Source organism: Streptomyces sp. NPDC043738, from assembly GCF_056436545.1.
The window spans coordinates 135169-148805 of the sequence record NZ_JBWKCJ010000004.1 but is presented as its reverse complement, the minus strand read 5'-3'; the positions used below and the strand labels follow the sequence as shown (position 1 = coordinate 148805).

The 13637-nt window shown below is 74.0% G+C and carries 4 protein-coding genes; all 4 read left to right on the top strand.

The window, feature by feature from the left end; translation table 11 throughout:
* Positions 1-151: 151 nt before the first annotated feature.
* On the top strand, positions 152-1705 hold the full coding sequence (gene fabD / locus AC0680_RS07945) for an ACP S-malonyltransferase (protein ID WP_478625884.1): 1554 nt from the start codon (positions 152-154) through the stop codon (positions 1703-1705).
* An 83-nt stretch (positions 1706-1788) separates the two neighbouring features.
* A complete protein-coding gene (locus tag AC0680_RS07940) occupies positions 1789-2040 on the top strand; it encodes an acyl carrier protein (RefSeq protein WP_478625883.1) in 252 nt (83 codons plus the stop codon).
* Positions 2041-2044: 4 nt separating this feature from the next.
* On the top strand, positions 2045-4018 hold the full coding sequence (asnB, locus tag AC0680_RS07935; RefSeq protein ID WP_478625881.1) for an asparagine synthase (glutamine-hydrolyzing): 1974 nt from the start codon (positions 2045-2047) through the stop codon (positions 4016-4018).
* Positions 4019-4034: 16 nt separating this feature from the next.
* A complete protein-coding gene (locus AC0680_RS07930; protein WP_478625880.1) occupies positions 4035-13628 on the top strand; it encodes an SDR family NAD(P)-dependent oxidoreductase in 9594 nt (3197 codons plus the stop codon).
* The last annotated feature ends 9 nt before the right edge of the window (positions 13629-13637 follow it).

Sequence of the window (13637 nt, the reverse complement as noted above, 5' to 3'; positions counted from 1 at the left end):
CCCCCGCAAGGGGGGTGCCGCAGGATGCCCGTCATCGGAGACCACCGCTGAATGGGGAGGCCATGAACCCGACGGACGACTGCCCTGCCATCACCCGCGAACACCGTGCTGCGGGCCCGGCGTGAGGGCTTCAGCAAAGGGAACGCCCGCCGTGCTCTTCCCGGGCCAGGGCTCCCAGACCCGCGGCATGGGAGCCGGTCTCTTCGAGCGGTTCCCCGAACGGACCGCGCTCGCCTGCGACGTGCTCGGCTACGACCTCCCGCGGCTGTGCCTCGCGGACCCGGACGGGCGGCTCGACGACACGCGCTTCACCCAGCCCGCGCTCTACGTCGTCAACGCCCTGGCCTATCAGGACTCGCTGGAGCGCGGCGAGCCCGAGGGCGGGTACCTGCTCGGCCACAGCCTGGGGGAGTACAACGCCCTGCACGCCGCCGGGGCCTTCGACTTCGAGACCGGACTGAAGCTCGTCGTCAAACGGGGCGAGCTGATGGCCCGGGCCACGGACGGGGCGATGCTCGCCGTCGTGGGGCCGGACGCGGACGAGGTGCGGGCCTTCCTCGCCGAGGAGGGCCTGTCGCGGCTCGACGTCGCCAACATCAACACCCCCGTGCAGACCGTGCTGTCCGGGGCCCTGGACGAGATCGAGCGCGCGCACAAGACGCTCGACGCACGCGGGACCCGGGTCGCCCGGCTGAAGGTCTCGGCCGCTTTCCACTCGCGGTTCATGGCCGCCGCCCGCGACGAGTTCGCCGCCTTCCTCAAGGGCTTCCGGTTCGCGCCCCTGCGGGGCACGGTGATCGCCAACCTCACCGCGCGGCCGTACACCGACCAGGACGTCGCCACGACGCTGAGCGAGCAGATCAGCGGATCGGTGCGATGGCTGGACAGCGTCCGCTACCTGCTGGCGCGCACGAGTGCCGACCGCTGCCGTGAGGTGGGCGGGAAAGGAGTCCTCACCCGCATGGTCCGGCAGATCGACACCACCCCCGCCCACCGGACGCCACAACCGCGGCCGCGGCCACGCCTGTTCTGCATCGCCTACGCCGGAGGCGACGAGCGCGCCTACGCGGGACTCGCCGCGTACTGCCCGGACGTCGACGTGGTGACGCTGGAGCGCCCCGGACGCGGCCGGCGCGCCTCCGAGCCGCTGCTGCGGGACCCCGACGCGATCGTCGACGACCTGCTGCGGCAGCTGCCGGACCGGCTCGACGCCCCGTACGCGCTCTACGGCCACAGCCTCGGCGCCCGGCTGGCCTTCCTGCTCTGCCGCCGGCTGCGCGCCGAGCGGCGGCCCGCACCGGCCCACCTGTTCGTCTCCGGGGAGTGCGGACCGGCGATCCCGAGCCGGGAGCGGCACACCTGGGAGCTGCCGACCGACGCCTTCTGGGAGCACCTCAGACAGCTCGGCGGCATCCCGGAGGAGCTGTGGGAGCACCCCGACCTGATGGCGTACTACGAGCCGGTGATGCGGGCCGACTTCACCGCGCTGGGCGCCTACCGGCACGAGCCGGCCCCGCCGCTGGACGTGCCGGTCACCGCCCTGACCGGCGAGGACGAGCACTTCACCGCGGCCGACCTGGAGGGCTGGCAACGGGAGAGCACCCGGCCCCTGACCACACACCGGTTCCCCGGCGGCCACTTCTTCATCCGCTCCCAGTGGCCCGCGCTGGGCCGGCTCGTCACTGCCGGCTTCGCGGCCGCCTGACGCCGCCGCAGCAGGCATGAGTTCACGCGCGCCGGACACCGGCCCGCGTCCCGAATCGACCATCGCGAGAGTGACGGACAGCCATGAAGCAGGAACTCAAGAAGCACATGGAAGAGCAGTTCATGTTCGAGTTCGACTCGGACATCACCGAGGACACCGACCTGTTCAAGGCGGGCATCCTCGACTCGTTCGGCTACCTCTCGCTGATGGGGCACATCGAGGAGAAGTACGCGGTGCCGCTCGGCGACGAGATCCTCGGCAACGTCATGGTCTCGCTCTCCGGCATCGTCGCCTTCGTCGACGCCGCCCGCTCGCGGGCCGCCGGGAGCCGGTGACCCGATGTGCGGCATAGCCGGCTTCTACCAGAGCCCCCTGCCCCCGCAGGAGTACGAGACCCTCATCCACGGCATGCTCGCCCAGATCGAGCACCGCGGCCCCGACGAGGCGGGCTGCCTGCTCGACGACCGGCTGGCCATGGGCACGGTGCGGCTGAGCATCATCGACCTGGCCACCGGCTCGCAGCCGGTCGGCAGCGCCGACGGCCGCTACTGGCTGTGCTACAACGGCGAGCTGTACAACTACCGGGAGCTGCGTGCGCAGCTGACCGCCCGCGGCTTCGCCTTCCGCACCGAGTCCGACACCGAGGTCGTGCTGGCCGCCTGGGTCGCCTGGGGCCTGGACTGCCTGCCCCGCTTCAACGGCGCCTTCGCGTTCGCCCTGTACGACAGCGTCACCGGCGAACTGCACCTGGTGCGCGACCGGTTCGGCAAGCGGCCGCTGTTCGTGGCGCGGCACCGCGGCGCCTGGCTGTTCGCCTCCGAGATGAAGGCGTTCCTGGCCTACCCGGACTTCCAGTTCGCCTTCGACGAGGCGCAGCTGGCGTCGGTCTTCGCCACCTGGACCCCGCTGCCCGGCCAGAGCGGCTACCACGGGATCGAGCAGATCCCCATGGGCGAGTACCTGTCCGTACGCGGCGACGAGGTCCGGCGCGGCCGCTGGGCCACCCTCGACCTGGCCGCGGGCCCGGCCCCGCAGAGCGAGCAGGAGGCCGTCGAACTCGTCCGCGCCGACCTCGAAGCCGCGGTCGACGTGCGGCTGCGCAGCGACGTCGAGGTCGGCGTCTACGCCTCCGGCGGCCTGGACTCCTCGATCATCGCGCACCTCGCCGCGCAGCGGACGAGCCGTCCGCTGCGGACGTTCTCGATCGAGTTCGAGGACGGCGAGTTCGACGAGTCGGCCGAACAGGCCGCGCTGGCCGCGCATCTGGGCACCCGGCACTCCACCGTGCGCGTGACCGACGAGAACGTCGTCGACGCCTTCCCCGAGGCAGTCCGGCACGCCGAGGTGCCCGCCTTCCGCACCGCCTTCGTCCCCATGTACCTGCTGGCGCGCCACGTACGGAGCGAAGGGATCAAGGTGGTGCTCAGCGGCGAGGGCGCCGACGAGGCGTTCCTGGGCTACGGCGTCTTCAAGGACACCCTGCTGCTGTCGACCTGGCACGAGCTGGACGACGACACCCGCCTGCGCCGCATGGGCCGGCTCCACCCGTATCTGCGCCACTTCAGCGGCGAGGACGACGGCCACCGCCGCATGCTCGGCCTCTACCGGCAGTTCACCGAGGAGACCCTGCCCGGCCTCTTCTCCCACCAGATGCGCTTCCAGAACGGCCGCTTCGCCGCACGCCTGCTGAAGAACGCCGGCGACCCCTTCACGGCCCTCGAGGACCTCGTGGCCGGCGAGCCCGGATACGCGCAGCTCACCCCCGTGCAGAAGGCCCAGTGGCTGGAGTTCCGCACCCTGCTGAGCGGCTATCTGCTCTCGACCCAGGGCGAGCGCATGGCGCTGGCCCACGGCGTGGAGAACCGCTGCCCCTTCCTCGACCCCGCCGTGGTCCGTCGCGCCGCATCGGTCAACCTGCGGTTCGGCGACCCCTACGACGAGAAGTACCTGCTCAAGCGCGCCTACGCCGAGGTGCTGCCGGAACGGATCGTCAAGAAGGGGAAGTTCCCCTACCGCGCCCCGGACAGCGCCGCGTTCGTCCGCTCCCGCCCGGACTACCGCGAGCTGCTGACCGACCCCGGCACCCTCGACGAGATCGGGGTCCTCGACGCGCGTTTCGTGCGGCGGTTCACCGACCGCGTCTTCGACAGCCCGCCCGAGCAGATCGGCACCAAGGAGAACCAGGCCTTCGTCTGCCTGGCGTCGACGGTCTGGCTGCACCACTGGTACGTGCGCGGCAACGCCCGCCACCGGGACCCGCTGAGGGTCCCCCTGTACGTCGTCGACCGGCGCAGCGGCGCCCTGTCGGCCTAGGACGAAAGAGCGCGCCATGAACAAGGAGAACGACGTCCTCGCCGACGACCGGGACATCGCCGTCATCGGCCTGTCCCTGCGGCTGCCCGGCTCGCGCACGCCCGAGGAGTTCTGGAGCCACCTGGCCGCGGGCCGCTCGCTCATCAGCGAGGTTCCCGAGCGCCGCTGGCGCAAGGAGGACCACCTCGGCCACCCGCGCCGCGAGTTCAACAAGACCAACAGCGTCTGGGGCGGCTTCGTCGACGACGCCGACTGCTTCGACGCCGACTTCTTCCAGATCTCCCCGCGCGAGGCGCGGTCCATGGACCCCCAGCAGCGAATGGCCCTGGAGCTGAGCTGGCACGCCCTGGAGGACGCCGGCTACCGGGCCGACCGCGTCGCGGGCTCCGCCACCGGCGTCTTCATGGGCGTGTGCCACTGGGACTACGCCGAGCTGATGGAGCAGGAAGTCGAGGAGATCGACGCCTACTACCCGACCGGCGCCGCGTACGCGATCATCGCCAACCGGGTCTCCCACCACTTCGACCTGCGCGGTCCGAGCGTGGTCAACGACACGGCCTGCGCCGGCTCGCTCGTGGCCGTGCAGCAGGCGGTGTCGGCCCTCCAGGCCGGCGACTGCGATCTGGCGCTGGCCGGCGGGGTCAACCTGACCTGGTCGCCGCGGCACTTCATCGCCTTCGCCAAGGCGGGCATGCTCTCGCCCGACGGCCTGTGCCGGGCCTTCGACGCCGGCGCCAACGGCTATGTGCGCGGTGAGGGCGGCGGCATCGTCCTGCTCAAGCGGGCCGCGGACGCCCGCCGCGACGGCGACGCCGTGCACGCCGTGATCAAGGGCATCGGCAGCAACCACGGCGGGCGCACCAGCTCGCTGACCGTCACCAACCCCGCCGCACAGGCCGAACTCATCGCCGGCGTCTACCGCAGGGCCGGCATCGCGCCCGAGACCGTCAGCTACGTGGAGACCCACGGCCCCGGCACACCCGTCGGGGACCCCATCGAGGTCCGCGGACTGAAGCAGGCCTTCGCCGACCTGGCCGCGGACCGGCCCGGCCCGGCCGTGGCCCACCGGTGCGGCATCGGCTCCGTGAAGACCAACATCGGCCACCTGGAAGGGGCCGCCGGCATCGCGGGCATGCTCAAGGTCATCCTCGCCATGCGCCACCGCAAGCTGCCCGCCACGGTCAACTTCCGCAAGCTCAACCCCCTCATCAACCTGGACGGCAGCCCGCTGTACGTCCTCGACCGCCTCACCGACTGGACCGCGGAAGGGTCCGCACCGCTGCGCGCCGGCGTCAGCTCCTTCGGCTTCGGCGGGACCAACGCCCACGCCCTGCTGGAGGCCGTGGAGCCGGTGGCCGCCACCGAGGACACCGGCGAACAGTGGCTGCCGGTGTCCGCCAGGGACGCCGACCGGCTCCGCGAGACCTGCGACCGGCTCGCCCGCTGGGTCCGCACCCGCATCGAGCACGACGACCCCCCGTCCCTGACGGATGTGGCCCGCACGCTGCGCGAGGGCCGGGTGCCGCTGCGCGAGCGCGTGGTGTTCCGGGCGAGCGGCATCGAGGAGTGGGCCGCGCAGCTGGAGAGCGTCGCCGCGGGGGAGGAGCCGGCCGCGGACTGCCCGCGCGGCCGGGCCGGCACCGAAGCCCCCGACGGCCTGGACGCGGACGATCTGACCGCGCTGGCCGAGCGCTGGCTGGAGCAGGAACGATGGGACAAGTTCGCGGCCGCCTGGGCCCAGGGCCTGCCCGTGGACTGGGCGCAGTGGCCCGAGCGCGGCCGCCGGGTACATCTGCCCGGCTATGCGTTCGCCCGTACGCCGCACTGGTTCCAGCCGACCCGTGACGACACGGCCGGACGGCCGGAGCGCGGCGGGGCGGACACCGGGCCGGAGCACGGCGCGACGGACCCCGCCCCCGCCCCGCTCGGCGCGGGCGAGCCGCACGGCGACGGCTGGACCTTCCCCCTGCACCTCGACGCCGCACAGGGATTCGTCCGCGACCACCTCGTCAACGGCGCACGGATCGTTCCGGGCGTACTGGCCCTGGAACTCGTCACCGCGGCGGCCGGCCGGACCGCCGTCGCGGGCACCCGGGCCGGGCTCGCGCCCCGCATCCGCAACGCGGTGTGGATCCGCCCGCTGCTCGTCGGCGACGGCGGGCTCTTCCCGCGGCTCCGCCTGACGCCCGCCGCCGACGGCTACGACTACGCGATCACCGACGGCGACGGCACGCCGTACACCAGCGGCCGGGTCGAGTACGGCGAGGCCGGCGAGGACGAGCGGACGGATCCGGCCGCGCTGCGCGAGCGGTTCCCCCGGCGCGTCGACGTCGCCGAGGGGTACGCCGCGCTGCGCTCCAGCGGCATCGAGCACGGCCACGCGCTGCGCGGCCTGCACGCCCTGCACCGCGGTCCGGACGGCGTGCTGGCCGAGCTGCGGCTGCCCGCGGGCACCCCGGACGGCATGGCGCTGCAGCCCGCGATCCTCGACAGCGCCCTGCTCGCGGCCCTGGCCCTCGGCCCGGCCGACGGCGGCTGGCGCCGGCCCGCCGCCCCGTCGGTGCCGTTCGCGCTGGACCGGCTCACCGTGCACGCGGCGACGACCTCGACGATGTGGGCGTGGCTGCGGCCGGCCGGCGGCGACAAGACGGGCGGGGCGACCGGAGCCGACATCGAGCTGTTCGACGCCGACGGCCGGCTGTGCGTGCGCCTTTCCGGCTACACGTCGAGGGAGCTGCCCGGCACGAAACCGGCGTCGGCGCAGGCCCCGGACGGGGAACTGCTGGAGGTCACCGGCGTCTGGGAGGAGGCCCCCGCCCCGGCCCCCGCGGCCGGGCAGGCCGCCGCGGACCGCCCGGTGACGGTACTCAACGCCGCACTCGACGGCGACCTCGCCGCGGCGAGCGCCGCCCGGCTGGGCCTGGACGTCCGGCAGCTGGCCGTGGCCACCGATGCCGCCGCCACCGACGCCGCCGCCATGAAGACGGCCTTCGCGGCCTGCTATCCGCAGGTCCAGCAACTGCTCGGCCAGGGACGGCAGGTGCTCGTCGTCGCGCCGGGAGCCCCGGACTCGCCGGTCTACGCGCCGCTGGCGGCGCTCCTGAAGACCGCACAGCAGGAGAACCCCTCCTTCAGCGGCCGGCTGGTGCTCCTCGACGCCTGCGACCCCCGCGACGCCGACCGCTTCGAGCGGGTGGTCCGGGCGGAGGCCGGCGCCGCAGACGACACCGAGGTCGCCTACGACGCCCAGGACCGCCGGGTGCGGCACCGCTTCGTGGAACTGCCCCGCGGCGAGGCGGGCGGGACCCTGCTGCGCGACGGCGGCGTCTACTGGATCACCGGCGGCGCCGGCGGACTCGGCCTGCTGCTCGCCGAGCGGCTCTGCGAGCGCCACCGCGCCACCGTCGTCGTCAGCGGCCGCTCGGCGGACAGCCCGGCGACCCTCGCCCTGCGCGCCCGCCTGGCCCACGGCGAGGTGGCCTACCGCAGCATCGACGTCACCGACCCCGACGCCGTGCGGGACGCGGCCGCGGACATCCGCGCGCTGTACGGACGGCTCGACGGGGTGTTCCACGCGGCCGGCGTCCTCGACGACGGCTACCTCGCGAGCAAGCCCCTCGCATCCACCGCCGCCGTCCTCGCGGCCAAGGTGGACGGCGCCACGTACCTCGACGACGCGACGCGCGCCCACGGCCTGGACTTCCTGATGCTGTTCGGCTCCGTGGCGGGCGCCTTCGGCAACGCCGCACAGGGCGACTACGCCGCCGCCAACGCCTTCCTCGACGCGTTCGCCGCACGCCGGCAGGCCGCCGGCCGGGTGACCCGCTCGGTGGACTGGCCGCTGTGGGCCGACGGGGGCATGCGCGTGGACGACGCCAGCCTGGCCTATCTGCGCAAGCGCACCGGTACCGTGCCGCTGCCGAGCGAAACCGGCCTGGACGCGCTGGAGCGCGCACTGCACCCCGACGCGCCGGTGCGCCGCGTGGTGCTCTTCGGTGAGCGCGCCAAGCTGCGCGGATACGCGGGCCTGGACCGCGCCGCGAAGCCCGGGCCGCGCGCGTCCGGGGCGCGGCGCGGTGCGGCCGCGCCGGCCGCCTTGGACGAGGGCGAACTCCTCGCCCGTACGCAGGACCTGCTGCGGAACCTGTTCGCCGAGGTGACCCTCCAGGACCCGGAGCACATCCTGGCCGAGGAGAAGCTGGAGACCTACGGCATCGACTCGATCTCCATCGTCGAGCTGACCAGCAGGCTGGAGGACACCTTCGGGTCGCTGCCCAAGACGCTCTTCTTCGAGTACGTCGATCTGCGGGGCGCGGCCGGCTACTTCGTCGCCGAGCACCGCGCACGGCTGCTGGAGCTCTTCGCCCCCGAAGCACCCGCACCCGAGGAGCCCGCCCCCGCGGTTGCCGCGGTCGAGGAGCCGCCCGCTGCCACGCCCGCCTCCGCGGTTCCCGCCGTGGCGCGGCCGCACACGCCCGCTCCCACGACCGGGCCCGCCCCGGTCCTGCGGTCCGCCGACCCGGACCGCCACGACATCGCGGTGATCGGCATGGCGGGCCGGTACCCGGGCGCCGACACCCTGGAGGAGTTCTGGGAGCTGCTCAGCGAGGGCCGGCACAGCTTCGAACCCGTCCCGAAGGCGCGGTGGCGGCACAGCGACATCTACTTCGACGAGCGGGACGTCGACGGCAAGACCGTCGTCAGGACCGGCACGTTCCTCCGGGACGTCGAGGCCTTCGATCCGCGCTACTTCAACATCTCCCAGCGCGACGCCGAGCTGCTGTCCCCGGAGGTCCGGCTGTTCCTCCAGGCGGGCGTGACGGCCCTGGAGGACGCGGGCTACTCACGCGAGACGCTGCGGCGCCGCTACGACGGAGACGTCGGTGTGCTCGTCGGCTCGATGAACAACAGCTACTCGCTCTACGGCTTCCAGAACATGCTGATGCGCGGCACCGCGACCAGCGGCAGCGAGCTCGGCGTGATGGCGAACATGCTGTCCTACCACTACGGCTTCACCGGGCCGTCGGTGTTCCTCGACACCATGTGCTCCTCGGCGTCGGCCTGTGTCCACCAGGCGGTGCGCATGCTGCGCGGCGGCGAGTGCCGGGTGGCCGTCGTCGGCGGCATCAACCTGATGCTGCACCCGTTCGACCTCATCGCGACCTCGCAGGCGCACTTCACCACCAAGTCGGCCGACGTCGTGCGCAGTTACGGCCTGGGCGCCGACGGCACGATCCTGGGCGAAGGCGTGGGCACGCTCGTGCTCAAGCCGCTGGCCGACGCCGTCGCCGACGGCGACCACGTCTACGGCGTGATCAAGGGCAGCGGCATGACCAACGCCGGGGTCCGCAACGGCTTCACGGTGCCGAGCCCGCAGCAGCAGGCCCGCGCCATCGAGAAGGCGCTCGACGACGCCGGCGTCGACGCCCGCACCATCAGCTACCTGGAGGGCCACGGCTCGGCGACCTCCCTCGGCGACCCCATCGAGATCAAGGGCGCCGCCCTCGCGTTCGGCCGCCACACACCGGACCTGGGGTTCTGCGCGCTGGGCTCGGTCAAGTCCAACGTGGCGCACCTGCTGTCCGGATCCGGCATGGCCGGCCTGACCAAGGTGCTGCTGCAGCTCAAGCACCGCACGCTGGCGCCCTCGCTGCACGCCGAGACGCTCAGCTCGGCCATCGACTTCGACCGCACGCCGTTCGTGGTGCAGCGCCGCCGCGACCCGTGGCGGCGCCCCGTGGTCGGCGGTGAGGAGGTGCCGCGCCGGGCGGGTGTGACGTCCATCGGCGCGGGCGGCATCAACGTGCACCTCGTCGTCGAGGAGTACGACGGGCAGGTCGCCGCCGCACCGGAGCGCGGTCTCCCCCGGCTGCTGGTGTTCTCCGCCATGACGCCGCAGGCCCTGCGGACGGTGCTGGGCGACATCCACGCACACATACGGCGGACCGCACCGGGCCTGGACGCCCTGGCCTACACCCTGCAGACCGGCAAGAACGAACTGCCGTGCCGGCTGGCCTTCGTCGCGGACGACATCGCCGACGCCGAGGCCCGGCTGGCCCAGCTGTCCGCCGTGGACTTCACGGCGCAGTCACCCGTCGTCCCCGCCGGCGTGCACTTCACCGCGAGCACACTGCGGCGCCGGCGCACCGCCGACGCGGCCAGTGTCGAACAGGCCCTGCGCGACGGCGGCCAGGCGGAGCTGGCGCGGCACTGGGCGGACGGCGCGAGCGTCGACTGGGACCGGCTGTGGCCGGCGGGCCACCGCCCGGCCAAGTCGCCGCTGCCCGCCTACCCCTTCGACAAGGTGCGCTGCTGGTACCCCGAGGACGACGACGCGCCCAGCGTGCTGCGGCCGCTGGCGTTCACCCGGCGCGCGCACCCCTGGGTCGGCGTCAACGCCTCCGACCTCACCGGCGTGCGCTACACCCTGCGGCTGCGCGGGGACGAACTCCTCGACTACGTCTACACCGTGGGGCGCAAGCGCCGTTACGCCACGGTGGCGCTGCTGGACGCGGGACTGGCGTTCGCCCGGCTCGCCGGCCTGGCAGGGCCGCTGCGGCTGCGGCACGCGCGGTGGGCCGCGCTCCCCTCGCCCACGGACACCCCCGAGGCGTTCACCTGGCGGCTGGGCACGTCCGACGACGGCGGGCACCGCGTAGAGCTGTGGGACGCCGACGAGGCCACCGTGCACTTCGCCGCCGACGTCGTACCGTCCGCGCCCGCCGAGGACGCCTCGATGCCGCAGGTGCTCTCCGTGCCCGCGACCCTGGACCGGGACGACTTCTACGCCGCGCTCGGCCGCGGGGGTCTCGACGCCCGGCCGTACGCCCGCAGCGTCGAAGGGGTCACCGAACTCGACGGCCACCGGCTGCTCGTCCGGGTCGCCGAACCGGCCATGTGCCAGGACCCCCACAAGCGGCAGGTGCAGCTCCCGGCCTGGGCGCTCGCCGGGCTGGTCCAGGGCGCCTCGCACGCGTTGGGGCGGGTCGAGGCCACCGTGGCGCGGGTCGGATCGGTGCAGGGCGAGCAGTGGGAGCGCACCCGGGCGATCGTGCTGGCGCGGACGTCCGAGACGGTCTTCCATGTGGCCTTCCTCGACGAGGACGGCCGGGTGCTGGGCCGGATCGAGGACGCCGAGTTCACCGTCGGCGACCTCGATCCGGCACTGCCCGCCGAGGCCGGACGGGCACCGGTGGCACTGTCGCCGACACCGCTTCAGCTGCCGCCGGCGCCGGCCGGTACGGCGGAGCGGAACCGGCCGGCGGCCGAGCGGCCGCGGCCCGCGCCGTCCGTGACCGCCGCGGTCGCGGACGCCCCGGCGGCGCTCCTGGCGTCGCTGCGCGAGACCGTCGCCGACCTCCTCAAGTTCGACCTGGCGGAGATCGACCTCGACACGCACTTCCACGCCTACGGCTTCGAGTCCATCGCGCTGGCCAAACTGGCCTCGGAACTCAACGGCCTCCTCGGCACCGACCTCACCCCCGCCGTCTTCTTCGAGTGCCCCGACATCCGCAGCCTCGCCGAGCACCTGCAGGGCCGCTACGGCCCCGAGCTGACCCTCCCCGCGGCCGCCGCCGCACCGGCGCCGGCTGCCGCCGCCGCCCGGCCGTTCCCGCAGCCGCTCCCGGCCCCCGAGCCGCTCCCGGCCCCCGAGCCGGACGACGACGCGGTGGCCATCGTCGGCGCCGCCGGACGGTTCCCCGGCGCGGAGGACCTGGACGCCTTCTGGCAGCGGCTGCGCGCGGGCGAGGACCTGATCACCGACTACCCCGGCGACCGCTTCGACGGCCCCTACGCGGACGTCGTCGCGCGGGCGGACTTCCCGAAGTTCGCCGGCCTGGTCGAGGACGTGGACCGCTTCGACGCGGACTTCTTCCACCTCTCACGGCTCGAAGCGGAGCTGATGGACCCGCAGCACCGACTGGCACTGCAGACCGTGTGGGCCGCGCTGGAGAACGCCGGGTACGCCCCGGCGCGCCTCCCGGCCGACACCGGCGTCTACTTCGGCGTCTCCGGCGGCGACTACCACCATCTGCTCAACGCCAGCGGCGTGGCTCCCGACGGCTTCACCGCCACCGGCAACGCCCACTCGATGCTGGCCAACCGGATCTCCTACGTGCTGGACGTGAACGGGCCGAGCGAACCCGTCGACACGGCCTGCTCCAGCTCGCTCGTGGCGCTGCACCGCGCCGTCGAGAGCATCCGGTCGGGCCGCTGCGCGATGGCCGTCGCGGGCGGGGTGAACCTGCTGCTGAGCGTGGACACCTTCGCCGCGACGCAGATGGCGGGCATGCTCAGCCCGGACGGCCGCTGCAAGACCTTCGCCGCCGGCGCGGACGGATACGTACGGGCCGAGGGCGTCGCCGCGGTGCTGCTCAAGCCGCTCGCCCGGGCGCGGCGGGACGGCGACGCCATCTGGGGCGTGGTCCGCGGCAGCGCCGAGAACCACGGCGGCCGCGCCGGCTCCCTGACCGCCCCCAACGGCACGGCGCAGACCGCGCTGATCCAGGACGCGATGCGCGGCATCGACCCGGACAGCATCGGCTACGTCGAGGCGCACGGCACAGGCACCGGTCTGGGCGACCCGGTCGAGGTCAACGCCCTCGACCGCGCCTACCGCGCGCTGCGCACCGCCGAGGGCAGGTCTCCGCATCCGGCCCGGCCGTGCGCGCTCGGCTCGGTGAAGACCAACATCGGCCATGCGGAGTCGGCCGCGGGCCTGGCCGGAGTGCTGAAGGTGCTGCTCGCCATGCGCCACCGCGAGCTGCCGCCGAGCCTGCACTGCGACCGGCTCAACCCCCAACTGCCGCTCGACGACGGTGGTTTCGAGGTGGTGCGCGAGCTGCGCCGCTGGGAGCCGCGCACCGACGCCACCGGGCGGCCGTGGCCCCTGCGCGCCGGAGTGAGCAGCTTCGGCTTCGGCGGCGCCAACGCCCATGTCGTGATCGAGGCACCCCCCGCGGCGTCCGCACAGGAGGAGCCGGCCCGCCCGGCCGCCTCCCAGGCCATCGTGCTGTCCGCCCGCGACGACGGCCGGCTGCGTGCCGCGGCCGGACGGCTGCGGGACTTCCTCGACCGGGCGCGCCGCGACGGCAACGCCCCGGACCTGGCGGATCTGGCGTTCACCCTCCAGGTCGGCCGGGAGGCCATGGAAGCGCGCCTGGGCTTCGTCGCCGGAAGCCTCGACGACGTGCTCGGCACGCTGGACCGGTTCCTCGAGGGCGACGAGCCCACCGGCTGGCACACCGGCGGCCTGCGGCGGTCGCGCGGCGCCGGCGTGCGGCGCGAACCGGAGCAGGCCCCCGAGGTCACCCGGGCCCTGCACGACGGGCGGCTCGACCACGTCACCGCCCTGTGGTGCGACGGAGCCGCGGTCGACTGGCGGGCAAGCCACCCCGCGGGCGAACGCCGCACCGTGCGGCTGCCGGCCTACCCCTTCGCCCGCGACCGCTACTGGGTGCCCGCGGACGGCCAAGCCCCCGTCCCGCCACCCGCGGCGGCCGTCCCGCCCCCCGTGGCCGAGCCCGCGTTCGAGACCGACGCCCGTGCGGCGCTGCTCGAGGCGGTGCTCGACGGCCGGGCCGGCCCGGACGCCCTGAGCCGGATCTGACGCTTCCCC

What these genes read in the sequence shown, in the direction of transcription:
- AC0680_RS07940 (WP_478625883.1), top strand. Translation starts at nt 1,789, where the DNA reads ATGAAGCAGGAACTCAAGAAGCACATGGAAGAGCAGTTCATGTTCGAG.
- asnB (WP_478625881.1), top strand. Translation starts at nt 2,045, where the DNA reads ATGTGCGGCATAGCCGGCTTCTACCAGAGCCCCCTGCCCCCGCAGGAG.
- AC0680_RS07930 (WP_478625880.1), top strand. Translation starts at nt 4,035, where the DNA reads ATGAACAAGGAGAACGACGTCCTCGCCGACGACCGGGACATCGCCGTC.